General features: G+C 68.7%; 25 protein-coding genes, 1 tRNA gene, 1 pseudogene and 1 riboswitch. Of the genes and pseudogenes, 8 read left to right on the forward strand and 19 right to left on the reverse strand.

Annotated elements, in window-relative coordinates:
• Nucleotides 1-71 precede the first annotated feature (71 nt).
• From OG735_RS15940 to OG735_RS15950, 3 genes and pseudogenes are all read right to left on the reverse strand, one after another.
• A complete protein-coding gene (locus OG735_RS15940; protein WP_327323837.1) occupies nucleotides 72-1,031 on the reverse strand; it encodes an ABC transporter ATP-binding protein in 960 nt (319 codons plus the stop codon).
• A 14-nt stretch (nucleotides 1,032-1,045) separates the two neighbouring features.
• Nucleotides 1,046-1,867, reverse strand: a pseudogene (locus OG735_RS15945) (ABC transporter permease); the annotation flags it as partial.
• Nucleotides 1,860-2,660 (reverse strand): ABC transporter permease, encoded by an 801-nt coding sequence (locus tag OG735_RS15950; RefSeq protein ID WP_327323838.1) that lies wholly within the window; start codon nucleotides 2,658-2,660, stop codon nucleotides 1,860-1,862. The pseudogene OG735_RS15945 and the gene OG735_RS15950, both read right to left, overlap by 8 nt.
• A 125-nt stretch (nucleotides 2,661-2,785) precedes the next feature.
• On the opposite strand from OG735_RS15950, the gene OG735_RS15955 reads away from it, so the two are divergent.
• Nucleotides 2,786-5,149, forward strand: a complete 2,364-nt coding sequence (locus OG735_RS15955; protein ID WP_327323839.1) for a transglycosylase domain-containing protein — start codon at nucleotides 2,786-2,788, stop codon at nucleotides 5,147-5,149.
• Here OG735_RS15955 and OG735_RS15960 read toward each other — a convergent pair.
• The 3 genes from OG735_RS15960 to OG735_RS15970 form a co-directional block, all read right to left on the reverse strand.
• Nucleotides 5,143-5,463, reverse strand: a complete 321-nt coding sequence (locus OG735_RS15960; protein ID WP_327323840.1) for a DMT family transporter — start codon at nucleotides 5,461-5,463, stop codon at nucleotides 5,143-5,145. The two genes, OG735_RS15955 and OG735_RS15960, sit on opposite strands and share 7 nt — an antisense overlap.
• Nucleotides 5,464-5,495: 32 nt before the next feature.
• Nucleotides 5,496-5,561: riboswitch (guanidine-III (ykkC-III) riboswitch) on the reverse strand.
• A 104-nt stretch (nucleotides 5,562-5,665) separates the two neighbouring features.
• Complete coding sequence (locus OG735_RS15965; protein WP_153485104.1) at nucleotides 5,666-5,968, reverse strand: GroES family chaperonin; 303 nt, start codon at nucleotides 5,966-5,968, stop codon at nucleotides 5,666-5,668.
• 82 nt (nucleotides 5,969-6,050) lie between these two features.
• Nucleotides 6,051-6,371, reverse strand: a complete 321-nt coding sequence (locus tag OG735_RS15970) for a DUF3618 domain-containing protein (protein WP_327323841.1) — start codon at nucleotides 6,369-6,371, stop codon at nucleotides 6,051-6,053.
• 127 nt (nucleotides 6,372-6,498) lie between these two features.
• Here OG735_RS15970 and bcp point away from each other — a divergent pair, with 127 nt between their 5' ends.
• Complete coding sequence (bcp, locus tag OG735_RS15975) at nucleotides 6,499-6,966, forward strand: thioredoxin-dependent thiol peroxidase (protein ID WP_327323842.1); 468 nt, start codon at nucleotides 6,499-6,501, stop codon at nucleotides 6,964-6,966.
• A gap of 274 nt (nucleotides 6,967-7,240) precedes the next feature.
• A tRNA-Leu gene (locus OG735_RS15980) sits at nucleotides 7,241-7,325 on the forward strand.
• Between the two features lie 62 nt (nucleotides 7,326-7,387).
• Here OG735_RS15980 and rdgB read toward each other — a convergent pair.
• The 4 genes from rdgB to OG735_RS16000 all read right to left on the reverse strand — a co-directional run bounded on the left by rdgB (nucleotide 7,388) and on the right by OG735_RS16000 (nucleotide 9,602).
• Nucleotides 7,388-7,990, reverse strand: a complete 603-nt coding sequence (gene rdgB / locus OG735_RS15985; protein ID WP_327323843.1) for an RdgB/HAM1 family non-canonical purine NTP pyrophosphatase — start codon at nucleotides 7,988-7,990, stop codon at nucleotides 7,388-7,390.
• Between the two features lie 8 nt (nucleotides 7,991-7,998).
• Entirely contained in the window at nucleotides 7,999-8,388 is a 390-nt protein-coding gene (locus OG735_RS15990; protein ID WP_327323844.1) for a hypothetical protein, read from the reverse strand.
• 93 nt (nucleotides 8,389-8,481) lie between these two features.
• A complete protein-coding gene (gene rph / locus OG735_RS15995; protein WP_327323845.1) occupies nucleotides 8,482-9,219 on the reverse strand; it encodes a ribonuclease PH in 738 nt (245 codons plus the stop codon).
• 149 nt (nucleotides 9,220-9,368) lie between these two features.
• Nucleotides 9,369-9,602: a glucose PTS transporter subunit EIIB gene (locus OG735_RS16000; RefSeq protein ID WP_142217368.1), complete on the reverse strand. Its 234-nt coding sequence runs from the start codon at nucleotides 9,600-9,602 to the stop codon at nucleotides 9,369-9,371.
• A gap of 231 nt (nucleotides 9,603-9,833) precedes the next feature.
• On the opposite strand from OG735_RS16000, the gene OG735_RS16005 reads away from it, so the two are divergent.
• Together OG735_RS16005 and OG735_RS16010 are read left to right on the forward strand one after the other, a co-directional pair.
• Complete coding sequence (locus OG735_RS16005; protein ID WP_327323846.1) at nucleotides 9,834-11,093, forward strand: PTS transporter subunit EIIC; 1,260 nt, start codon at nucleotides 9,834-9,836, stop codon at nucleotides 11,091-11,093.
• A gap of 268 nt (nucleotides 11,094-11,361) precedes the next feature.
• Complete coding sequence (locus tag OG735_RS16010; RefSeq protein WP_327323847.1) at nucleotides 11,362-12,630, forward strand: PTS transporter subunit EIIC; 1,269 nt, start codon at nucleotides 11,362-11,364, stop codon at nucleotides 12,628-12,630.
• A gap of 70 nt (nucleotides 12,631-12,700) precedes the next feature.
• Here OG735_RS16010 and OG735_RS16015 read toward each other — a convergent pair whose 3' ends face one another.
• Nucleotides 12,701-13,453, reverse strand: coding sequence for an MBL fold metallo-hydrolase (locus OG735_RS16015; RefSeq protein ID WP_327323848.1), 753 nt, complete (start codon nucleotides 13,451-13,453; stop codon nucleotides 12,701-12,703).
• Nucleotides 13,454-13,953: 500 nt separating this feature from the next.
• Between OG735_RS16015 and OG735_RS16020 the strand changes: the two genes are divergently transcribed.
• Nucleotides 13,954-14,418 carry a type II toxin-antitoxin system PemK/MazF family toxin gene (locus OG735_RS16020; RefSeq protein WP_327323849.1) on the forward strand — a complete coding sequence of 155 codons (465 nt, stop codon included), beginning with the start codon at nucleotides 13,954-13,956 and terminating at the stop codon, nucleotides 14,416-14,418.
• A gap of 182 nt (nucleotides 14,419-14,600) precedes the next feature.
• Here OG735_RS16020 and OG735_RS16025 read toward each other — a convergent pair whose 3' ends face one another.
• From OG735_RS16025 to clpS, 7 genes are all read right to left on the reverse strand, one after another.
• The gene (locus tag OG735_RS16025; RefSeq protein ID WP_327323850.1) at nucleotides 14,601-15,551 is read right to left on the reverse strand and encodes a PLP-dependent cysteine synthase family protein; all 951 of its coding nucleotides are present in this window, start codon (nucleotides 15,549-15,551) and stop codon (nucleotides 14,601-14,603) included.
• Nucleotides 15,551-15,829, reverse strand: a complete 279-nt coding sequence (locus OG735_RS16030; protein WP_327323851.1) for a MoaD/ThiS family protein — start codon at nucleotides 15,827-15,829, stop codon at nucleotides 15,551-15,553. The genes OG735_RS16025 and OG735_RS16030 overlap by 1 nt, the downstream gene beginning before the upstream one ends.
• Before the next feature lie 123 nt (nucleotides 15,830-15,952).
• A complete protein-coding gene (locus OG735_RS16035; protein ID WP_327323852.1) occupies nucleotides 15,953-16,069 on the reverse strand; it encodes a putative leader peptide in 117 nt (38 codons plus the stop codon).
• A gap of 120 nt (nucleotides 16,070-16,189) precedes the next feature.
• Nucleotides 16,190-16,612, reverse strand: a complete 423-nt coding sequence (locus tag OG735_RS16040) for a M67 family metallopeptidase (RefSeq protein ID WP_327323853.1) — start codon at nucleotides 16,610-16,612, stop codon at nucleotides 16,190-16,192.
• A 125-nt stretch (nucleotides 16,613-16,737) separates the two neighbouring features.
• Nucleotides 16,738-18,168, reverse strand: coding sequence for an amino acid permease (locus OG735_RS16045; protein ID WP_327328337.1), 1,431 nt, complete (start codon nucleotides 18,166-18,168; stop codon nucleotides 16,738-16,740).
• A 345-nt stretch (nucleotides 18,169-18,513) separates the two neighbouring features.
• Nucleotides 18,514-19,107: a DUF2017 domain-containing protein gene (locus OG735_RS16050; protein ID WP_327323854.1), complete on the reverse strand. Its 594-nt coding sequence runs from the start codon at nucleotides 19,105-19,107 to the stop codon at nucleotides 18,514-18,516.
• Complete coding sequence (clpS, locus tag OG735_RS16055) at nucleotides 19,107-19,421, reverse strand: ATP-dependent Clp protease adapter ClpS (RefSeq protein ID WP_327323855.1); 315 nt, start codon at nucleotides 19,419-19,421, stop codon at nucleotides 19,107-19,109. The genes OG735_RS16050 and clpS overlap by 1 nt, the downstream gene beginning before the upstream one ends.
• A gap of 183 nt (nucleotides 19,422-19,604) precedes the next feature.
• On the opposite strand from clpS, the gene OG735_RS16060 reads away from it, so the two are divergent.
• Nucleotides 19,605-20,933: a nicotinate phosphoribosyltransferase gene (locus OG735_RS16060; protein WP_327328338.1), complete on the forward strand. Its 1,329-nt coding sequence runs from the start codon at nucleotides 19,605-19,607 to the stop codon at nucleotides 20,931-20,933.
• A 98-nt stretch (nucleotides 20,934-21,031) separates the two neighbouring features.
• Nucleotides 21,032-21,628 (forward strand): isochorismatase family protein, encoded by a 597-nt coding sequence (locus OG735_RS16065; RefSeq protein WP_327323856.1) that lies wholly within the window; start codon nucleotides 21,032-21,034, stop codon nucleotides 21,626-21,628.
• On the opposite strand, the gene OG735_RS16070 is transcribed toward OG735_RS16065, so the two are convergent.
• Entirely contained in the window at nucleotides 21,617-22,024 is a 408-nt protein-coding gene (locus tag OG735_RS16070) for a hypothetical protein (RefSeq protein ID WP_327323857.1), read from the reverse strand. The genes OG735_RS16065 and OG735_RS16070 overlap by 12 nt on opposite strands.
• Between the last annotated feature and the right edge of the window lie 12 nt (nucleotides 22,025-22,036).

The raw sequence follows: 22,036 nt of genomic DNA on the forward strand, positions 1-22,036 counted from the left end.
CCGATCCGCCCTCCCAGTGCCGGTCACAGAGTCACACAGCCAAAGAGTCACGAAGTCACGGAGCCACGAAGTCACAGACCTGATCTCTCCGCGTACATCTTCGCGATCACGGCCTCGATGTCCGGCTCCCGCACCGACAGATCCACCAGCGGGTACTCCGCCGCCAGCGCCGCCACCAGTGGCGCCGCCGACTGGGAGGCGGGGAAGGCCAGCCACTGCCGAGGTCCCTCCACCTTCACCGCGCGGGCGGAGTCCAGTGCCACCGGCGGCAGTTCGCGCTCGAAGTCCACCACCAGGGTCCGCTCGCTCTCGCCCACCTCGTGCAGTCCGGCGAGCGCCCCGTCGTACATCAGCCGTCCGTGGTCGATCACCATCACGCGCTTGCACAGCTGCTCGATATCGGTCAGATCGTGCGTGGTCAGCAGCACCGTCGTGGACCGCTCGGCATTCAGGTCCCGCAGGAATTCCCGCACCTTCACCTTGGAGATCACATCGAGCCCGATCGTCGGCTCGTCGAGATACAGCACCTCGGGATCGTGCAGCAGCGCCGCCGCGATGTCCCCGCGCATCCGCTGCCCCAGCGAAAGCTGCCGCACCGGCACGTCCAACAGCTCGGCCAGATCGAGGAGTTCGACACAGCGGTCCAGGTTCTCCCGGAACCGCCTGTCGGGGATCCGGTACATCCGGTGCACCAGCCGGTACGAGTCCTTCAGCGGCAGGTCCCACCACAGCGTCGTGCGCTGCCCGAACACCACGCCGATCCGCTGCGCCAGCCTCGTACGCTCCCGGGACGGATCGATACCCGCGACCCGCAGCCGCCCACCGCTCGGCGTCAGAATCCCCGTCAGCATCTTGATGGTGGTGGACTTCCCGGCCCCGTTCGGACCGATGTAGCCGACCATCTCACCGCGCGGCACACGGAAGCTGATCCCGTCGACCGCCCGTACCTGATGCTTCTCGCGGCGCAGCCTGCCCGTTCTGCGCCGTACGTCGAAGACCTTCTCGACGCCCTCGAGCTCGATGAAGTCCATGAAGTCCCCCCTGAGCTCCCCGTGCTCCGGTACGAACGAAGGCCCACCCGCCACGCGAGCCCGGCCAGCCAGCAGCACACCGCCGCGACCGCCGGCGGCAGGAAGGCCAGCCACTGCGGCAGATCCAGCGGATAGGGCCGGCCCAGCACATACAGCCCGGGCAGCCAGTTGACGAAGGCCAGCGGCACGACGTACGTCACGCCACGCACCAGGTCCTTCGCGAAGATCGTCGGCGGATACTGGAGCAGCGTGTTCCCGCCGTACGTGAAGGAGTTCTGCACCTCCGAGGCGTCCTGCGCGATGAACTGGAACGCCGCCCCGCTCACGAACACCGCCGAGAAGATTGCCCCGCCGCTGAGCACCATCAGCGGCAGCATCAGCACCCGCAGCGGCGTCCAGTCGATGTCCAGGACGAGCAGGCCGTATCCCAGCACCAGCAGCCCCTGAGTGATCCGTCCCAGCCGGCGCAGCGCGAACCGGTCCGCGGCCACCTGCGCGAGCACCGGAACGGGCCGCACCAGCAACGTGTCCAGCGTCCCGTCGCGCACCCGCCGCCCCAGCCGGTCCATCGACCCCATCACCAGATCGGCGAGACCGAAGGAGGTGCCCGCCGCCCCGTACAGAAAGGCGATCTCGGGCAGCGAGTAGCCGCCCAGCGCATCGACGTGCGAGAACATCAGGAGGATCGCGACGAAGTCGAAGGCGGTCGCCGCGAAGTTCCCGAACGCCGTCATCACGAACGACGCGCGGTACGTCATCGTGGAGCGGATCCACATCGCCGCGATCAGGCCGTACGCCCGCAGCCCGTTCGACAGCGCCGACGGCGCCTCAGCCACCCTGGACCACCACCCTGCGTGTCGCGACCGTCTGCAACGCCCGCCCCGCGGCCAGCAGCGCCAGCGCCCAGCCGCCCTGGAAGGCGTACGCCTCGACCAGCCCCCACCCGGTGCGCCTGCCGAGGAAGACATCCGCCGGGACCTGCAGCAGCGACGACCAGGGCAGCGCCCGCGCCACCTCACCCAGCGTGCCCGGAAACAGGTTCAGCGGCAGCAGCATCCCGGAGAAGAACATCCCCGCCAGCCCGCAGATCTGCATCACCCCGGCCCCGTCCATCAGCCAGAACGCGGAGAGCGCCACCAGGAACCTGACCGCGAAACTCACCACCACGCCCAGGGTCACCGAGACCAGGAAGGCGAGCCACGTCAACGGCGAGAGCGGCAGCGCCAGATCGAAGGCGAGCGCACCGAGCACCATCGGCACGATCCCGCGACCCATGAGGTGGAAGGCTGCCCGCCCCAAGTCGCCGGCCAGCCACCACAGTTGAAGGTCGGCGGGCCGGTACAGGTCGATCGCGACATCGCCGGTACGGATCCGCTCGACCAACTCGTCCTCGAAACCGCCGCCCATCATGGCGCAGGTCATCAGCAGTGCCTGTCCCAGCCACACATAGGTGAGGGCCTGGGAGAGGTCGTACCCGCCCAGGTGCGGACGCTCGTCCCACAGGGCGATATAGGTGTACGCCATGATGAAGCCGAAGACGGTGTTGGTGAACACGCCTGCCGCCGTGGCCACCCGGTACGTCGCATAGCGCCGGAACGCACCCGCCGCGACGACCGTGTAAAGCCGCATGTCGACCCCCTCCGCCGCCGGGCACCAAAGCGCACGACCCTAGCCCAGGGCGGGCGGCCGCCGCGAGCGCTTTACGCCCGCCGAGGTCCAGAGGTTGCGCCGGGGAAACGGGCAATATGAGTGACATGAGCGACGAGCCACAGCAACAGGGCTGGACACCCAAGGACGCGACCGTCGTCGGACTGGGGCCCGCGTCCGCCCCCGGGAAGCAGGGGAAGAAGGGCAAGAACGCCGGCAAGGGCCGCACCGGGCGCACCGGCTGGCGCCGTGTCATCCCGACCTGGCGGATGGTGCTCGGCACATTCCTGATCGTCGCACTGCTGCTGATCGGCGGCTTCCTGGCCGGCTACATGCTCGTCGACATCCCACCCGCCAACGCCGCGGCCACCGGCCAGTCCAATGTCTACTTCTTCAAGGACGGCACACAGATCGCCCGCGACGGCGAGATCAACCGCGAGAACGTCAAGCTCGCGCAGATTCCGCTGGCGGTGCAGCGGACCGTACTCGCCGCCGAGGACCGGGAGTTCTACTCCGAACGCGCCGTCGACCCCCAGGCGATGGTCCGCGCCGGCTGGAACACACTGACCGGCAAGGGCAAGCAGTCCGGCTCCACCATCACCCAGCAGTACGTCAAGAACTACTACCTGGGTCAGGAGCAGACCGTCTCCCGGAAGGTCAAGGAGTTCTTCATCTCGATCAAGCTGGGCCGTGAGGAGAGCAAGAGCGACATCCTCGAGGGCTATCTCAACACCAGCTACTTCGGACGCAACGCGTACGGCATCCAGGCCGCGGCCCAGGCGTACTACGGCCAGGACATCAAGGACATCGACACCGCGAAGGGCGCCTATCTCGCCTCGCTCCTCAACGCCCCGAGCGCGTACGACGTCGCCACCCACCCCGAGAACAGGGCCGCGGCGCTGAGCCGCTGGCACTATGTGCTCGACGGCATGGTCAAGGAGAAGTGGCTCAGCCCCGCCGACCGCGCGGCCATGAAGTTCCCCGTGCCGCAGACGGCGAAGCCCGCGACGAACCTCTCCGGCCAGCGCGGCTACCTCGTCCAGGCCGTCGAGGACTACCTCACCAACAACAAGATCATCGATGAGAACACCCTGGCCGCCGGGGGCTACCGGATCACCACCACGCTCGAGCGCAAGAAGCAGAAGGCCTTCGCCGAAGCCGTCGACGACCAGGTGATGTCCAAGCTCGACAAGGACCGCGAGGCCGACCGCAACGTCCGCGTCGGCGGCGCTTCCATCGACCCGGCCACCGGCAGGGTCGTCGCCATGTACGGCGGCGTCGACTACACCAAGCAGTACGTCAACAACGCCACCCGCCGCGACTACCAAGTCGGCTCCACCTTCAAGCCGTTCGTCTTCACCGCCGCCGTCCAGAACGAGTCCACCACCCAGGACGACGAAACGATCACCCCCAACACCGTCTACGACGGCACCAACCGGCGTTACGTGCGGGGCTGGAGCGGCAAGCCCTACAGCCCCGCCAACGAGGACGAGTTCTCGTACGGCCCCATCACCGTGCGCACCGCCACCGACAAGTCCGTCAACGCGGTCTACGCGCAGCTGGCCATGGACGTCGGCCCCGGCAAGGTCAAGCAGACCGCGATCAACCTCGGAATCCCCGAGAACACCCCGGACCTGACCGCCTCCCCCTCCATCGCGCTGGGCCCGGCCACCGCCAGCGTCCTCGATATGACAGAGGCGTACGCGACCCTCGCCAACCACGGCAGGCACGGCACGTACACGCTGGTCGAGAAGGTCACCAAGGGCGGCGAGAACGTACCGGTCCCCAAGGTGGCCGAGGAGCGTGCCGTCAGCCGGGAGGCCGCCGACACGACAACCTCGATGCTGCAGAGCGTGGTCGACGGCGGCACCGGCACCGCGGCACAGTCCGCGGGACGCCCCGCGGCAGGCAAGACCGGCACGGCGGAAGAGGACCAGGCCGCCTGGTTCGCCGGCTACACCCCGGATCTGGCGACGGTGGTCGCGGTGATGGGCCAGGACCCGGTCACGGGCGTGCACAAGCCGCTGTACGGGGCGCTGGGGCTGCCGCGGATCAACGGCGGCGGCGCGCCGGCGAAGATCTGGGGCCAGTTCACGGGTGCTGCGCTCGAGGGCTCCGAGGTCGAGGAGTTCGACCTGGAGCTGCAGGAGGGCGCGGAAGAGGTGCAGCCCCCGGTGGAATCGGAGGAGCCCGAGGAATCCCCGGAGCCGACCGAGTCTTCGGAGGAACCGTCCGAGACACCGGAGACCCCGGACACGCAGGAACCGACCGAGGGCAGCACGGAGACCGACGACGAGACCGACGGCGGCACGGACGCCGGCGGCGAGACCGACGGCGGCACGGACAGCGGCGGCACCACGACCCGTAGAAGGAGGAGCGACAGCGGTAGGGACGACGGTGGTACGGACACCGACGATACGGCCGATGGCAGGGCGGGCAGCAAGCCCACCCGCGCGGCCCGTCGTCAGTGACCCGAGGTCGCCTTCAGCCCCACCACAGCGACCAGCAGCAGACAGACGAAGAAGATCCGGGCGGCGGTCAGCGGCTCGTTCAGCACCAGCATGCCGACCACCGCCGCACCGGCCGCACCGATACCGACCCAGACGCCGTAGGCGGTACCGATCGGCAGGGTCCTGGCGGCATGCGACAGCAGCAGCATGCTCGCGACGATCCCGAGCCCGGTGAACAGACTCGGCCACAGCCGGGTGAACCCGTCGGTGAACTTCATTCCGATCGACCAGCCGACCTCGAGCAGACCGGCGACAACAAGCAGAACCCAGGCCATGACGGCACCTCCGAGACGCGGACTTTCAGCGGGGTGCGTCGTCTTTGCGTAACCCGGTACGACGCGTCTCGTCGGGGATCAGCCAACATAGCAAAGGCGGCGTAAAGGACCTATCAGAAAGGGCTGGCGACGTCTGCCACCAGCCCTCCCTCCGCCCTCTTTCTGCCTGCAGTCCGGCCTCTGACCAGGCCTTTCGCGCGTCCTACAAGTACAGCCCGGTGGAATCCTCGGACCCCTGGAAACGGTCCGCGGCGACCGCGTGCAGATCGCGCTCCCGCATCAGTACGTACGCCACACCGCGCACCTCGACCTCGGCGCGGTCCTCGGGGTCGTACAGCACCCGGTCACCCGGCTCCACGGTCCGTACGTTCTGCCCCACCGCGACCACCCCGGCCCAGGCGAGGCGCCGGCCGACCGCGGCGGTCGCCGGAATGACGATGCCGCCGCTGGAACGCCGCTCACCCTCCGGGATGTCGGTCCTCACCAGCACGCGGTCGTGCAGCATGCGGATGGGCAGCTTGTCATGGGTGGTGTTGTCGCTCACGCCTCGAACCTACCTGCCCGGGGCCGTTCCGTACGCCGCCGAGTCACGCCCGGCGCCTTCTCACCGAGAAGGCGAGCAGCCCCACAACCGCCACGGTCACCAGGGCCACCGGCACCAGCCGCTCCAGCCGAGGCCCGCCGTCCTCCGAGACGAACTGCGCCTTGACGTCGGACACGGCGCGGTTCACGGCGACGACCGCGCGCCCTGCGGTGTGATCCACGGTCGAGGCGATCCTCGCCTTCGCGTCGCCGATGACCGTCTTCGGGTGAACGCGCACCCCGATCTCGTCGAGCGTCTCGGCAAGCTGGTCGCGCCTGCGGACGATATCCGCCTCGATCTGCGCAGGGGTCCTGGCATCCGACACCGCGCTGCCTCCGTGGTCGTTTCCGGTAGTCCTTCCTCGACAGTCTGTCAGCTCGGCCGCCACCGCACCCAACGGCACCCCTATTACGCTCGACGGCGTACACCTTCACGTCCCCTCAAGGAGAACCATGAGCGAGCGACTCCAGCCCGGCGACATCGCCCCCGACTTCACTCTGCCCGACGCGGACGGCAACGAGGTCTCGCTCGCGGAGCACAAGGGCCGGAAGGTGATCGTCTACTTCTACCCGGCGGCTCTGACCCCCGGCTGCACCAAGCAGGCCTGCGACTTCACGGACAATCTGGAGCTGCTGACGGGCGCCGGCTACGACGTGATCGGCGTGTCCCCGGACAAGCCGGAGAAGCTGGCGAAGTTCCGCGAGAAGGAGAGCCTGAAGGTCACGCTGGTCGGCGACCCGTCCAAGGAAACGCTGGAGGCGTACGGCGCCTTCGGCGAGAAGAAGCTGTACGGCAAGACGGTGACCGGTGTGATCCGCTCGACGATCGTGGTCGACGAGGAGGGCAAGGTCGAGCGCGCGCTGTACAACGTGAAGGCGACGGGCCATGTAGCCAAGATCATCAAGGACCTGGGCGTCTGAGGTCCCCTGTTCCCGGAAGGGCCCGCGTCGGCAGGCGGTGCGGGCCCTTCCGCGAACCGAAGCCGGTCGCGACGGACACCCTCATCGTTCTGCCCGAGGGTTCGCCCGCACACATCGCTCCCGCCTCAACCGGGCGCACTGCCACGCCTTGACCGACACATGGTGCCGGAACCGCACGCACATGGTGTCGGAACCGCACGAAGGAACGGCCTGTCCCATGGAGGCAGGGCACCCTCCGCCACATCCGGCAGCCCGGTACGATGACTCTCGGCTGGCGGCCGTGTCGGAACTGGCGAGACGAGCTGGGTTTAGGTCCCAGTGGGTTTATACCCGTGTGGGTTCGAGTCCCACCGGCCGCACACCTTTGAACCGAAGGCCCGGACTCGGCGTCCGGGCCTTCGGCGTACCCCGTTGCGGGGTGTCAGCCCAAGAGCTCCCGCACCACCGGGACCAGCGCCCGGAACGCCTTGCCCCGGTGGCTGATCGCGTTCTTCTCCGCCGGGGTCATCTCCGCGCAGGTACGCGTCTCGCCCTCCGGCTGGAGGATCGGGTCATAGCCGAAGCCGCCGGTGCCCGTGGGGGTGTGGCGCAGTGTTCCGAGCAGGCGGCCCTCGACGACACGCTCCGTGCCGTCCGGGAGTGCCAGGGCCGCCGCGCAGGCGAAGTGGGCGCCGCGGTGGGCCTCGTCGATGTCGGAGAGCTGGGCCACGAGCAGGCTGAGGTTGGCGGTGTCATCGCCGTGGGTGCCCGCCCACCTCGCGGAGAAGATGCCGGGCGCGCCGCCGAGGACGTCGACGCAGAGGCCGGAGTCGTCGGCGACCGCCGGCAGGCCGGTGGCCCGGGCCAGGGCGTGGGCCTTGAGGAGTGCGTTCTCGGCGAAGGTGACGCCGGTTTCCTTGACGTCGGGAATGTCGGGGTAGGCATCCGCGCCGACGAGGTCGTGGGTGAGGCCCGCGTCGGCGAGGATGGCCTTGAGTTCGGTGATTTTCCCGGCGTTGCGGGTGGCGAGGATCAGTCGGGTCATGCCCCCGATTATCCGGGCGTGCAGACCTTGCCGACTTCGCCCGCCGCATTGGTGATCGGCGTGATGTCCGGGGTGTTGTCGCCGCCCTCGATCGACTTGCGGACGTTGGCGACGCCGGCGTTGAGATCGTCGACGGCCTTGCTGAGGTCGGCGTTGTCGGTCTTGTCGCCGAGGCTCTTCAGTTCCTTGTCGATGTCGTCGAGAGCTTGCCGGGCCTTTGTCGGGTCGTCGGCGGCGCTGGAGACCGCCTGCTGGAGCTTGTCGACGCTGGTGGCGATCGCGTCGGCGGTCTCGACGCAGTCGAGGGCCTTGTCGATGGCGCCGCAGCCAACGGTGATCGGTACGACGAGTGCGGCGGTGGCGAGCGTGAGTGCTGCTATGCGGCGACGCGCAGGCATGGAACGGTCCTCCCCGGATACGGACGGACGCACGGTTCGGCCCGTGCGCCCGTGAGTGTAACGACGCCCTGTGGGTCGTTCTTGGTTGCCTCTTTACTTTTCGAGTGTGTTCTCAAGGGCGAGAGTCTGGAGCGCGACGAGGTCGGCGCAGCCGCCGGTGGCCAGGTCGAGGAGGGCGTTGAGCTCCTTGCGGTCGAAGGGCTCGGCCTCGGCGGTGCCCTGGACCTCGACGAAGCGGCCGTCGCCGGTGCAGACGACGTTCATGTCGGTCTCGGCGCGCACGTCCTCCTCGTAACAGAGGTCGAGGAGCGGGATGCCGTCGACGATGCCGACACTGACGGCGGCGACGGTGCCGGTGAGCGGCTTGCGGCCGGCCTTGACGAGCTTCTTGCCCTGGGCCCAGGCGACGGCGTCGGCGAGTGCGACGTATGCACCGGTGATCGCGGCGGTGCGGGTGCCGCCGTCGGCCTGCAGTACGTCGCAGTCGAGGACGATGGTGTTCTCGCCGAGGGCCTTGTAGTCGATGACGGCGCGCAGCGAGCGGCCGATGAGCCGACTGATCTCGTGGGTGCGGCCGCCGATCTTGCCGCGTACGGATTCGCGGTCGCCGCGGGTGTTGGTGGAGCGCGGCAGCATCGAGTACTCGGCGGTGACCCAGCCTTCGCCGCTGCCCTTGCGCCAGCGCGGGACCCCTTCGGTGACGGAGGCGGTGCAGAAGACCTTGGTGTCGCCGAAGGAGACGAGCACGGAGCCCTCGGCGTGCTTGCTCCATCCGCGTTCGATGGTGACCGGGCGGAGCTGTTCGGGGGTGCGGCCGTCGATTCGAGACATGGTGTGGAGCCTATCGGCAGATGCGTGAGGGGCCCGTTCCGGTGTGGAATGGGCCCCTCACGGCCGAGTTCAGCGGCTCGGCGACGCACTGGGCCGAGGGCTCAACGACTCACTGAGTCACCGACTCACTGGCTCACTGGCTCACTGGCTCACATCATGTCTTCGATGTCGGCGGCGATCGGGTCGGCGTCCGTGCCGATGACGACCTGGATCGCGGTGCCCATCTTCACGACGCCGTGGGCTCCGGCGGCCTTGAGAGCAGCCTCGTCAACCTTGCTCGGGTCCACAACTTCGGTACGGAGGCGGGTGATACAGCCCTCGATCTCTTCGATGTTGTCGATTCCGCCGAGCCCGGCGACGATCTTCTCAGCCTTGCTGGCCATGTCTTTCTCCCTGCGTCTCAAGAGCGCTGAGCGCTGCCTCGACCCACCGTCGGTCCGCTTTGTCACGGTAACTCACGGTTGGCCCATCTTCGCGGGCGAGTAACCGCCTCGTACCGAATGATGACGATCACCAGTGCCCTGTCTCACGACGGGGCACTGGGGCCGTATCGCAACTGGTCTACACCAGTCTGCAACGGCTGCCAAACCAGGCCCGTTTCCGGGAGGACGCCGATGAGCTCCGAGAGCGCTGCCGCGCCGCAGCGGAAGTGGTGGAACGGGCTGTTCCAGGGACTGCAGAAGGTCGGGCGCAGCCTCCAGCTCCCGGTCGCGGTGCTGCCGGCGGCCGGTCTGCTCGTCAGCCTCGGCACCCTGTTCTCGGCGTATTTGAACGGCCCCTTCTGGGACAAGACGGCCAAGGTCCTCACGCTGGGCGGCACGGCGATCCTGGACGGCGCGTTCGGTCTGCCTCTGCTGTTCTGCATCGGTGTCGCGATCGGCTTCGCGAAGAAGGCCGACGGTTCGACCGCCCTCGCGGCGGTCGCCGGCTTCCTGGTCTACAGCAACGTACTGAAGGCGTTCCCCGTCGGCGGCACGGTCACCGCGCTGCTCCCGGACGGGAAGCCGCAGAATCCCGGTGTCCTCGGCGGCATCGTGATCGGCCTGCTGACCGCGATGATCTGGCAGCGTTACCACCGAACGAAACTGGTCGACTGGCTCGGCTTCTTCAACGGCCGGCGGCTGGTGCCGATCATCATGGCGTTCCTCTGCACGATCCTCGGTGTGCTCTTCGGGCTGCTGTGGGAGCCGGTGGGCGATGCGCTGACCGCGTTCTCCAAGCAGCTGATCGATCTGGGCGCGTGGGGCTCGGGCATCTTCGGTGTCGCCAACCGGCTGCTGATCCCGATCGGGATGCACCAGTTCCTGAATACGTTCTTCTGGTTCCAGGCGGGCGAGTTCACGACGCCGGACGGCAAGGTCGTCCAGGGCGACCTGACGCGCTTCTTCGCCGAGGACCCTTCGGCGGGCCAGTTCATGTCGGGCTTCTTCCCGATCATGATGTTCGGCCTCCCGGCCGCAGCCCTCGCCATCGCGCACTGCGCCCGCCCCGAGCACCGCAAGAGGGTCATGGGTCTCATGATTTCCGTCGGTCTCACCTCGTTCGTCACGGGTGTGACCGAGCCGCTGGAGTTCTCCTTCATGTTCGCGGCTCCGCTGCTGTACGGAGTGCACGCGTTGCTGACGGGTGCGTCGATGGCGATCACCTGGGCGCTGGGCGTGCACGCGGGCTTCAGTTTCTCGGCCGGTCTGATCGACTACGTCGTCAACTGGCACCTCGACACCAAGCCATGGCTGATCATTCCGATCGGCCTGTGCTTCGCGGTCGTGTACTACCTGGTCTTCCGTTTCGCGATCACGATGTTCAACATCCGCACTCCCGGCCGCGAACCCGAAGAGATCGAGCAGGAGCTGGAGCAGGAGAGCACCAAGTAGTCAGTGGAACCGACGGGTCCTGCGACCCGCTCCCATATCCGCCCATAAGGCCCCCGGACCTCATGACTCGGGGGCTTTATGTCGGTCATTTCCCACCATTGTTCAGGTCGCAAAAATCGAAGGTTCCTTATCTCACCCTCACCGTGCTAAAACAGGTCTACACCACTCAGTGGTGTAGACCACGCGGCCGTCGCCGCGTTCCCCTTGAGACGCCGCCCTCCCCCGTGTTCTGTCCCCATGGCGGCGCCTTGCCCACTGGAGGAAGTTGATGTCCACGGCTAGCGCCGCCCCCGCGGCGGAGAAGAAGACGAAGGGCGCAGGCGCGATGGCTGTTATGCAGCGCATCGGCCGCAGCCTCATGCTGCCGGTCGCGGTGCTGCCCGCGGCCGCACTGCTGGTCCGTTTCGGCCAGCCCGACATGCTCGGCAGGGAGTCGTTCCCGACCTTCGTCACCAAGGTCGCCGGCTATATGGCGGCCGGTGGCGACGCGATCCTCGCCAACATGGCGCTGCTGTTCGCCGTCGGCATCGCGATCGGCTTCGCCAAGAAGTCGGACGGCTCGACCGCGCTCGCGGCCGTCGCCGGATATCTGGTCTTCAAGAACGTGCTGGCCACGTTCACCGACCCGAACCTGCCGCAGGTCGAGGTCGTCAAGGACCACAAGGTCGCGCTGGTGGACGCCCCGGTGGACGCCAAGGTCCTCGGCGGCGTGGTGATGGGCATCATCGTCGCCCTGCTGTACCAGAAGTTCTACCGGACCAAGCTGCCCGACTGGGCCGGCTTCTTCGGCGGCCGCCGTCTCGTCCCGATCCTCTCCGCCTTCGCGGGTCTGATCGCGGGCATCGTCTTCGGCCTGATCTGGCCCGTCCTCGGCACGGGTCTGCACAACTTCGGTGAGTGGCTGGTCGGGTCCGGCGCAGTCGGCGCGGGAATCTTCGGTATCGCCAACCGTGCGCTGATCCCGATCGGCATGCACCACCTGCTGAACTCCTTCCCGTGGTTCCAGGCCGGTTCCTACGAGGGCAAGAGCGGCGACATCGCCCGCTTCCTCCAGGGCGACCCGAGCGCCGGACAGTTCATGACCGGCTTCTTCCCGATCATGATGTTCGCCCTCCCGGCGGCCTGCCTCGCGATCGTGCACTGCGCCCGTCCCGAGCGCCGCAAGGTCATCGGCGGCATGATGTTCTCCCTCGCGCTCACGTCCTTCGTCACCGGTGTGACCGAGCCGATCGAGTTCACGTTCATGTTCATCGCCCCGGTGCTGTACGCGGTCCACGCGGTGCTGACCGGTGTCTCGATGGCCCTGACCTGGTCGCTGGGCATGAAGGACGGCTTCGGCTTCTCGGCCGGTGCGGTGGACTACTTCCTCAACCTGGGCATCGCGTCCAACCCGTGGGGCCTGGCGCTGGTCGGGCTCTGTTTCGCGGCGCTCTACTACGTGGTCTTCCGCTTCGCGATCACCAAGTTCAACCTTCCGACGCCGGGCCGTGAGTCCGACGAGGAGCTCGCCGAGCTGCAGAAGGCCGAGGCGAAGTAGGCCTCGCGTACTCAAGACCGAAGCCCCTGCCTTTTCGTACGAAAGGCAGGGGCTTCGGTGTGCCTGGACCCTAGATCACATAGACCGCGCCCGGCACGGCGACCTCGGTCGGACCGTCGTACACCGCGCGGGCGTCGGCCAGATTCTGCCGGGGGTCCGTCCACGGCGGGATGTGGGTCAGCACGAGCCGGCCGACGTTCGCGCGCTGCGCGTGCGCGCCGGCCTCGCGGCCGTTGAGGTGGAGGTCCGGGACGTCCTCCTTGCCGTGCGTGAAGGACGCCTCGCACAGGAACAGATCCGCGTCGTCGGCGAGTTCGTGCAGGGCCTCACTGACACCGGTGTCGCCGGAGTACGTGAGCGTCTTGCCGGCCTGCTCCAGGCGGATGCCGTACGCCTCGACCGGGTGACGCACCTTCTCCGTACGAACGGCGAACGGGCCTATGTGGAAGCTGCCGGACTTGAGCGTGCGGAAGTCGAAGACCTCGCCCATGGCGGAGGGGGAGGGGGTGTCCGCGTACGCGGTGGTCAGACGCTGCTCGGTACCTTCCGGGCCGTAGACCGGGAGGGCGTCGCAGCGGCCGCCGTCGTGGCGGTAGTAGCGAGCGACGAAGTATCCGCACATGTCGATGCAGTGGTCAGCGTGGAGATGGCTGAGGAAGATGGCATCGAGGTCATAGAGACCGACATGGCGCTGCAGCTCGCCCAGGGCGCCATTGCCCATGTCGAGGAGCAGCCGGAAGCCGTCGGCCTCTACGAGGTAGCTGGAGCAGGCCGAATCCGCGGACGGAAACGACCCCGAGCAGCCGACGACGGTGAGCTTCATGGAGCTTGAACCTCCGTTGACGGGGAGGGCTGGGGGAAGGTCGTGCGGTTTGTTGAGCGTAAGGCGCAAAAGGGCCGGTCGCTCCTCGGTGGCGGGCTGTTGTGGGGGAACTCACCTGCACTGTCACCGGTTCGGGGGGTGCCCGGTCCCGGGGTGGACGTGGGCCGGGGGCGTGGATGGTTGCTCTCCGGTGGGTGGTTTCCTCAGTGCCCGGTCATGTGGTCGAGGTGGGCCGGGGGCGTTGTCGGTTGCTGTCCGGTGGGTGGTTTCCTCCACCGCCTCCGGGAGGCCGTCCCGGGGCGGGCGTGGGGGCTGTCCCGTGGGTGGTCTCCACAATCGCACCCGGAGGCGCGCGGTCCCGGGGTGGACGTGGGCCGGGGGCGTGGGTGGTTGCTCTCCGGTGGGTGGTTTCCTCCACCGCTTCCGGGGGCGCGCGGTCCCGGGGTGGACGTGGGTCGGGGGCGCGCGCGGGGGGCGGGGCGCCGGTAACGTCTGGGGGTATGGACACGTCGTGGTGGCTCGCGGTGCTCGCCGTGGTGGTGATCGCGCTGGTCGCTGCGGTGAGGGACGGGCGGGGCCACGGCGCGGGCCGCCGCCCGGGTGGACGCGCCCGCCCGCCGGGCCGGCCGGCGGGCCCCCGGCGCGGGCCGAAGCGACGGCCGCAGCCGGGCGAGATCTGGTGGGCGAATGTGCCCTACGAGGACGGGCCCGGGTCGAAGGACCGGCCGTGTCTGGTGCTGTCCGTACGGGGCGAGACGGTGCAGGTCGCGAAGATCACCAGCAAGTACCACGACGAGCGGCCGGGCGTGATCTCACTGCCACCGGGCACGGTGCGCAACGCGCGCGGCCGGGCGAGCTTTCTGGAGACGGACGAGCTGCGGGAGCTGGGGGTGTGGGACTTCAGGCGACGGGTCGGGATGGTGGACCCGAATGTGTGGGACCAGGTCCGGCACTTGGCTGCGTGAGCCGGGCCGTGCCCGTGACCCGGGCCGCGGAAGGGACTCCCTGCCCGGGCGGAGGGAGCTTCCCGCCGCGGCTCGGGGAAGAGTGAACGTGGAGGCTGACGCCCCCACGCCCCCGCCCGCCGCACGGCACGAACGTGCCGCTCCCCCGGCGGGGCACCCGCACCCGCCACGCCGCTACGCCGCTACGCCCAGAGCTGGCCCTGCAGCGTCTCGATCGCCGCCTCCGTCGTCTCCGCCGTGTAAACCCCCGTCGACAGGTACTTCCAGCCGCCGTCCGCGACCACGAAGACGATGTCCGCCGGCTCGCCCGCCGCCACCGCCTTCTTGCCGACGCCGATCGCCGCGTGCAGCGCCGCTCCCGTCGAGACTCCCGCGAAAATGCCCTCCTGCTGGAGGAGTTCACGGGTGCGGGTGACCGCGTCCGCCGAGCCGACCGAGAAGCGGCTGGTCAGGACCGAGGCGTCGTACAGCTCGGGGACGAAGCCCTCGTCCAGGTTGCGCAGGCCGTAGACCAGGTCGTCGTAGCGCGGCTCCGCCGCCACGATGCGGATGCCCGGGACGTGTTCGCGCAGGTAGCGGCCGACGCCCATCAGCGTGCCCGTCGTGCCCAGGCCCGCCACGAAGTGGGTGATCGACGGGAGGTCCGCGAGGATCTCCGGGCCCGTCGTGGCGTAGTGCGCGCCCGCGTTGTCCGGGTTGCCGTACTGGTAGAGCATCACCCAGTCCGGGTGCTCGGCCGCCAGCTCCTTGGCCACGCGTACCGCCGTGTTGGAGCCGCCCGCCGCAGGCGACGGGATGATTTCCGCGCCCCACATGGCGAGCAGCTGCCGACGCTCCTCGCTCGTGTTCTCCGGCATCACGCACACCATGCGGTAGCCCTTGAGCTTCGCCGCCATGGCCAGCGAGATGCCGGTGTTGCCGCTGGTGGGCTCCAGGATCGTGCAGCCCGGCGTCAGGCGGCCGTCCTTCTCCGCCTGTTCGATCATGTGGAGCGCCGGGCGGTCCTTGATCGATCCGGTCGGGTTGCGGTCCTCGAGTTTGGCCCAGATGCGGACGTCCCCGGACGGGGACAGCCGCGGGAGGCGGACCAGCGGTGTGTTGCCGACCGCCGCCAGCGGAGAGTCGTAACGCATCAGCGCATGCCACCGGCGACGGCCGGGAGGATCGTGACGCTGTCGCCGTCGGCGAGCTTGGTGGAGATGCCGTCGAGGAAGCGGACGTCCTCGTCGTTGAGGTACACGTTCACAAAGCGGCGCAGCTGGTCGCCGTCGACGATGCGCTCCTGGATGCCGTTGTGGCGGGACTCGAGGTCGGCGAAGAGCTCGGCGAGCGTGTCACCGCTGCCCTCGACGGCCTTGGCGCCGCCGGTGTAGGTGCGGAGGATGGTCGGGATGCGGACCTCGATGGCCATGGCGTGGGCTCCTGTCGGGAGAGTGGCGGGGGTGCGGGTGTGACACAAGGGGCGCGCGGCTCCGCCCCCCGCGCGAGGGGTGGTGCTGTGGGTGCGCTCGGCCCGTAGAGCCGTGTCTGAACGTCAGAACGCGGCGCGGCCCGTACACATCGCGCTGGCGAGACGGCACAGGTCGACGTGCAGCCGCGCCACGAGCAGCACGGTGCTCGGCGTCCTGTCGCTCACGTCATGGGGAACCATGCGGTCATCGTATCGATTCCCCGTCCGGGTCCCGGAATGTGATCTCGCATGATGGACCGAACGCGCTCAGCATATGGGCCGCGGGGGCCGGTGGAGGCGTACGAGGGGCCGAGCCGGCGCTCAGTACGCCGCTACGACCTGCACCTCTTCCTCCGTCACTACGCCGTCCACGATGCGGAACGAGCGGAACTGGAACGGGCCCGCTTCATCGACGTCGGCGGTGGAGACCAGGACATAGTGGGCGCCCGGCTCGTTCGCGTAGCTGATGTCCGTACGGGAGGGGTAGGCCTCGGTCGCGGTGTGCGAGTGGTAGATGATCACCGGCTCCTCGTCGCGGTCGTCCAGCTCCCGGTAGAGCTTCAGCAGGTCCGCCGAGTCGAACTCGTAGAACGTGGGCGAGCGGGCCGCGTTCAGCATCGGGATGAAGCGCTCGGGGCGGCCCGTGCCCTCCGGGCCCGCGACCATGCCGCAGGCCTCGTCGGGGTGGTCGGCGCGGGCGTGCGCGACGATCTGGTCGTACAGGGCCTCGGTGAGGGTCAGCATGCGGATCAGGATAATCAGAAGGGCCCACCCGTACCGAAGAGTGGTACGGGTGGGCCCGCATGCTGGACGCCAGTCAGTGGCTGCCGGTCAGAGGCTCAGGGGCATCGAGCGCCGGCTCAGGGGCCTCAGCGCTTGATGAAGGCCGCGCCCTCGGGGTTGCGCTGCTTCAGCACCAGATACGAGACACCGAGGATCAGGGCCCACAGCGGCGCGCAGTACAGCGAGATCCGCGCGTCCTTGTCGACGCCCATCATCACGATGACCATGATGATGAAGAGCAGCGCGAACCAGCTGGTCCACGGGGCGCCGGGCGCCTTGAAGGTGGACTCCGGCAGCTCGCCGCGGTCGGCCTTGGCGCGGTAGCGGATCTGGCAGACCAGGATCATGATCCAGGCCCACATGCCGGAGATCGTGGCGAAGGAGACGACGTAGTTGAACGCGTCGCCGGGCCACTGGTAGTTGATCCAGACGCCGACCAGCATCAGCCCCGCGGAGACGGTGGTGCCGACCAGCGGAGTGCCGCTCTTCGTGAGCTTGGTGAAGAACTTCGGGCCCTGGCCGTTGAGCGCGAGGTCGCGCAGCATCCGGCCGGTGGAGTACATACCGGAGTTGCAGGAGGACAGCGCCGCGGTCAGCACGACGAAGTTGACGACGGCGGCGCCGACGCCGAGGCCCATCTTCTGGAAGGCGGCCACGAACGGCGAGACACCCGGCTGGAACTCGTCCCAGGGCACCACCGAAAGGATCATGATCAGCGCGCCGACGTAGAAGACGGCGATACGCCACGGCACGGTGTTGATCGCCTTGGGCAGCGTCTTCTCCGGATCCTTGGACTCGCCGGCGGTGACGCCGACCAGCTCGACCGCGAGGAAGGCGAACATCACGATCTGCAGGGTCATCAGCGTGCCGCCGATGCCCTTGGGGAAGAAGCCGCCGTCGGCCCAGAGGTGCGTGACGGACGCGGTGTCACCGGCGTCGGAGAAGCCGAGCGTGAGGATGCCGGCGCAGATGAGGATCATGCCGATGATGGCCGTGACCTTGACCATCGAGAACCAGAACTCCAGCTCACCGAAGAGCTTCACGGAGATCAGGTTCACCGCGTACAGGATGATCGTGAAGACGAGCGCGGAGATCCATTGCGGGATGTCCCACCAGAACGTCATGTACTGGGCGGCCGCTGTGACCTCGGTGATGCCGGTGACGACCCAGAAGAGCCAGTACGTCCAACCGGTGACGAACCCCGCGAACGGGCCGACGAACTCACGGGCGTACTCGGAGAAGGAACCCGAGACGGGGCGGTACATGAGCAGCTCGCCCAGCGCCCGCATGATGAAGAAGATGACCAGGCCCGCGATGGCATAGGCCAGGATGAGGCTGGGTCCGGCCTTCGAGATGGCCTTGCCCGCGCCGAGGAAGAGGCCGGTGCCGATGGCGCCGCCGATCGCGATCATCTGGATCTGCCGGGCACCCAGCCCGCGCTGGTAGCCCTCGTCCGCGCCTGTCGCGGACCCCGCGGCCTCATTGCCGTCGTGCTTGTCGACCTGCACCGAGGTCATGGTGATGCGCCCTTTCTCCATGCCGATCCGCGCCCGCTGCATCTGCCGCGCGACTGCGGACCAGGTCCTGATCCCCCCGGATGTGAATGGAGTGCCACCGGCGATCAGCCGGCCCAGCGCCCCCCGGGGGCATGGGTGGCGCCCCCTGGTGGTCGTGAAGATTTATCACGGCCGCAACACTGATCGGCCGAGGTAGCTGTGGCACACACCACAAGAAGAACCGGACAAAGATCCATCGGCACTACAAACCATGCCGATGTGGTGACGTGATCGTTATCCGGATTTGAGTGTCCGTTGAGCGAACAACTCGGGACGTCCGAGAGTCGGACATCCCAGGCGTCGGCGTCAGGCCATCAGGGTCTCGACGAGCGTCTCCTGGAGCGCGCCGAGCCAGAGATACGCCATCACCATCGGCTTGCGCGGGTCGGAGTCCGGCAGCCGGTAGAGCTCGCCACTCTCGTCCTCGTCGCTGACCTCGAGACGGGTGCCGATGGTGAGGCGCAGGTCGTTGAGCGCGCCGAGCCAGTGCAGACAGTCGTCGGGGGTGAGCTTGAGTACGGCACCGCCCTCGCCGGTGGCGGTCAGCGAGTCCAGGGTGCGGACGACCGCGACCGCGTCATCGCGCTTGCGGGAGCGCAGATCCGTCTCGGTGAAGCGCCTGAACTCGGCCGAGGCAGCACGCAGTTCCTCGTCCTCGACATCGGCGTCAGGACCGCCGTACGCCTCGGGGAAGAGGCGGGCGAGCGCCGGGTCGGTGGGCGGCTCACTCGGCCCCTCGGTGAACAGCGCGGCCAGCGGGTCCTCGCCGTCGACCGGCTCGTCGCCGGGCCCGATGAGCTCCAGCAGCTGTACGGCGAGCGAGCGCAGGATGGAGATCTCGACCTCGTCGAGCGGGACGGCCGCGCCGCCCCCCGGAACGGGCTCGAAGTGCCCGGCCATCAGTTGCGGTCCTGGGACAGCGTCGCCCACAGTCCGTAGCCGTGCATCGCCTGCACGTCACGCTCCATCTCCTCGCGGCTGCCGCTGGAGACGACGGCCCGGCCCTTGTGGTGGACGTCGAGCATCAGCTTGTGCGCCTTGTCCTTGGAGTAGCCGAAGTAGGCCTGGAAGACATAGGTGACATAGCTCATCAGATTGACCGGGTCGTTGTGGACGAGCGTCACCCACGGCACGTCGGGCTCGGGCACGGCGAAGGTCTCCTGCGCCGACTCGGGGCGTTCGATCTCTGTGGGAGCAACACTCACCCGGTCCATGCTGCCACCCGCGGGGCCTCATCGCACAAACGGGGCCTACATCTCGTCACTCTGACGAGATGTGCGGTAACATCCTCGTCGAGGCATCTTGCGGGGGCGCTGTATCCGACAGCGGTCCGCCGCGGGCCGGACTGCGGACCGACCCGGTCGGCGGCCCACGACGAAAGAGCGAGGTTGACCGTTGTGAACGCTGCGGACCTTGGGCTGCCGGTGGATGTGCCGTCGACGGCGCTCTTCACCGACCAGTACGAGCTCACGATGCTCCAGGCGGCGCTGAGGTCCGGCACCGCCGACCGCCGCTCCGTCTTCGAGGTCTTCACCCGTCGGCTGCCCGACGGGCGGCGCTACGGCGTAGTGGCGGGCACCGGCCGGGTGCTGGACGCCGTCGAGAACTTCCGCTTCGACGCGGGCGTGATCGGCTTCCTGCGCGATCAGGGGATCGTCGACGAACCGACGCTCCAGTGGCTCGCCTCGTACCGCTTCGGCGGCGACATCTGGGGCTACCCGGAGGGCGAGGTGTACTTCCCGGGCTCGCCCATCCTGCGGGTCGAGGGCTCCTTCGCCGAGTGTGTGCTGCTGGAGACCGTGATCCTGTCCATCCTCAACCACGACTCGGCGATCGCCGCGGCGGCCTCGCGGATGTCGACGGCCGCGGCCGGGCGCCGGCTGATCGAGATGGGCGCACGGCGTACGCACGAGCTCGCCGCGGTCGCCTCGGCGCGCGCCGCGTACGTCGGCGGCTTCAGCTCCACCTCGGACCTGGCGGCGGGCTTCCGTTACGCCATCCCGACGGTCGGCACCAGCGCGCACGCCTTCACACTGCTGCACGACAGCGAGCGCGACGCCTTCCGGGCGCAGGTCGATTCGCTCGGACGGGGTACGACGCTGCTGGTCGACACGTACGACGTGGCCGAGGCCGTCCGTACCGCCGTGGAGATCGCGGGCCCCGAGCTCGGGGCCGTACGCATCGACTCCGGGGACCTGCTGCTGGTCGCGCACCGGGTGCGGGAGCAGCTGGACGAGCTGGGCGCGACCAACACCAAGATCGTGGTGACCTCGGACCTGGACGAGTACGCCATCGCCTCACTCGCCGCGGCGCCGGTCGACGCGTACGGCGTGGGCACCCAGCTGGTCACCGGCAGCGGGCACCCCACCTGCTCGATGGTCTACAAGCTGGTCGCCCGCGCGCGGTCCGCCGATCCCAAGGCGCCGCTGGAGCCGGTGGCGAAGAAGTCCCTGGGCGCGAAGTCCTCGATCGGCGGCCGCAAGTGGGCCGCGCGCCGGTTCGACGCGCACGGCGTCGCCGAGGCCGAGGTGATCGGCCTCCACGCGGTCCCGCCCGAGCTCGTGGACCGGCAGTTGCTGGTGGAGCTGGTCAAGGGCGGCGAGGTCGTCGCCCGCGAGCCGCTGGACACGGCGCGCGAGAGGCACACCGCGGCGCTCGCGGGGCTGCCGATGTCGGCGCTCCAGCTGTCGAAGGGTGAGCCTGTCCTCCCGACGGAGTACGTGTGAACGCAGCCTTGGGCCCCCTCCCGCAAGGCGGTTGAAGTCTCTACGCTCAGTACATTCGCTCGCCGCCCACCGATCTCCCCCATCGAAGGACACCCCGCATGCACCGCGCATTGATCGTCGTGGACGTTCAGAACGACTTCTGCGAAGGCGGCAGCCTCGCGGTGGCGGGAGGTGCGGATGTCGCTGCGGCCATCACCGACCTGATAGGCCACGCTCAGGCGGGCTACCGCTATGTGGTCGCCTCCCGCGACCACCACATCGAGCCGGGCGACCACTTCGCCGAGCAGCCGGACTACGTCGACAGCTGGCCGGCGCACTGCGTCGCCGGCACGGAGGGCGTGGGCTTCCACCCGAACTTCGCGCCGGCGGTGGCGTCGGGCGCGGTTGACGCGGTCTTCGACAAGGGCGCGTACGCGGCGGCGTACAGCGGCTTCGAGGGCTCGGACGAGAACGGCTCGACGCTGGCGCAGTGGCTGCGGGCGCGGGAGGTGACGGAGGTCGACGTGGTGGGCATCGCGACGGACCACTGCGTACGGGCGACGGCGCTGGACGCGGTCCGGGAGGGCTTCACGACGACTGTGCTGCTGGACCTGACGGCGGGGGTCACGGAGGCGACGACGGAGCGGGCACTGGAGGAGCTGCGGGGGGCGGGCGTGGAACTCACGGGCAAGCCGTTGCTCGCCTCAGGCGATTGAGGTGCGGGGTTCGGGGCGGACCCCCGGGTCGGGCGGGGCCAATGTCAGCCTCGTCGGCGCCTGAGGCGCCGGGGCCGGAGCGGAGCCCCACCGGCGCGGGGTGAGGAGCGCCCGTATGGGGTGCCAGAGCTCCTTGTTGTCCTCCGGGCTGGCCCGCCACAGCAGGCCGTCCGGGTGGTGCAGCACCGCCGTGATTTCGTCCGGTGTCGGCGGCTCCGCATTGCCCCGCAGATACACCGACCGCAGCCCCAGATTCCGCAGCCGCGTCAACGCCCTCGCGCGGTTCGCGGCGTGGACCAGGAAGCGGACCGTGCCGCCGTCGCCCGACGGGCTGGGCAGGCTGAGCGCTACCACCACACTGCCGTTCGGCAACTTGCTGAAACCTCCGCCGGGCATGCTGAACCACTC

It is taken from the genome of Streptomyces sp. NBC_01210 (assembly GCF_036010325.1).
Classification (GTDB): domain Bacteria; phylum Actinomycetota; class Actinomycetes; order Streptomycetales; family Streptomycetaceae; genus Streptomyces.

Bases quoted from the DNA above. Each gene is read 5' to 3' on its own strand.
- OG735_RS15940 (WP_327323837.1), bottom strand. From the start codon at position 1,031: ATGGACTTCATCGAGCTCGAGGGCGTCGAGAAGGTCTTCGACGTACGG.
- OG735_RS15950 (WP_327323838.1), bottom strand. From the start codon at position 2,660: ATGCGGCTTTACACGGTCGTCGCGGCGGGTGCGTTCCGGCGCTATGCG.
- OG735_RS15955 (WP_327323839.1), top strand. From the start codon at position 2,786: ATGAGCGACGAGCCACAGCAACAGGGCTGGACACCCAAGGACGCGACC.
- OG735_RS15960 (WP_327323840.1), bottom strand. From the start codon at position 5,463: ATGGCCTGGGTTCTGCTTGTTGTCGCCGGTCTGCTCGAGGTCGGCTGG.
- OG735_RS15965 (WP_153485104.1), bottom strand. From the start codon at position 5,968: ATGCTGCACGACCGCGTGCTGGTGAGGACCGACATCCCGGAGGGTGAG.
- bcp (WP_327323842.1), top strand. From the start codon at position 6,499: ATGAGCGAGCGACTCCAGCCCGGCGACATCGCCCCCGACTTCACTCTG.
- rdgB (WP_327323843.1), bottom strand. From the start codon at position 7,990: ATGACCCGACTGATCCTCGCCACCCGCAACGCCGGGAAAATCACCGAA.
- OG735_RS15990 (WP_327323844.1), bottom strand. From the start codon at position 8,388: ATGCCTGCGCGTCGCCGCATAGCAGCACTCACGCTCGCCACCGCCGCA.
- rph (WP_327323845.1), bottom strand. From the start codon at position 9,219: ATGTCTCGAATCGACGGCCGCACCCCCGAACAGCTCCGCCCGGTCACC.
- OG735_RS16000 (WP_142217368.1), bottom strand. From the start codon at position 9,602: ATGGCCAGCAAGGCTGAGAAGATCGTCGCCGGGCTCGGCGGAATCGAC.
- OG735_RS16005 (WP_327323846.1), top strand. From the start codon at position 9,834: ATGAGCTCCGAGAGCGCTGCCGCGCCGCAGCGGAAGTGGTGGAACGGG.
- OG735_RS16010 (WP_327323847.1), top strand. From the start codon at position 11,362: ATGTCCACGGCTAGCGCCGCCCCCGCGGCGGAGAAGAAGACGAAGGGC.
- OG735_RS16015 (WP_327323848.1), bottom strand. From the start codon at position 13,453: ATGAAGCTCACCGTCGTCGGCTGCTCGGGGTCGTTTCCGTCCGCGGAT.
- OG735_RS16020 (WP_327323849.1), top strand. From the start codon at position 13,954: ATGGACACGTCGTGGTGGCTCGCGGTGCTCGCCGTGGTGGTGATCGCG.
- OG735_RS16025 (WP_327323850.1), bottom strand. From the start codon at position 15,551: ATGCGTTACGACTCTCCGCTGGCGGCGGTCGGCAACACACCGCTGGTC.
- OG735_RS16030 (WP_327323851.1), bottom strand. From the start codon at position 15,829: ATGGCCATCGAGGTCCGCATCCCGACCATCCTCCGCACCTACACCGGC.
- OG735_RS16035 (WP_327323852.1), bottom strand. From the start codon at position 16,069: ATGGTTCCCCATGACGTGAGCGACAGGACGCCGAGCACCGTGCTGCTC.
- OG735_RS16040 (WP_327323853.1), bottom strand. From the start codon at position 16,612: ATGCTGACCCTCACCGAGGCCCTGTACGACCAGATCGTCGCGCACGCC.
- OG735_RS16045 (WP_327328337.1), bottom strand. From the start codon at position 18,168: ATGACCTCGGTGCAGGTCGACAAGCACGACGGCAATGAGGCCGCGGGG.
- OG735_RS16050 (WP_327323854.1), bottom strand. From the start codon at position 19,107: ATGGCCGGGCACTTCGAGCCCGTTCCGGGGGGCGGCGCGGCCGTCCCG.
- clpS (WP_327323855.1), bottom strand. From the start codon at position 19,421: ATGGACCGGGTGAGTGTTGCTCCCACAGAGATCGAACGCCCCGAGTCG.
- OG735_RS16065 (WP_327323856.1), top strand. From the start codon at position 21,032: ATGCACCGCGCATTGATCGTCGTGGACGTTCAGAACGACTTCTGCGAA.
- OG735_RS16070 (WP_327323857.1), bottom strand. From the start codon at position 22,024: ATGCCCGGCGGAGGTTTCAGCAAGTTGCCGAACGGCAGTGTGGTGGTA.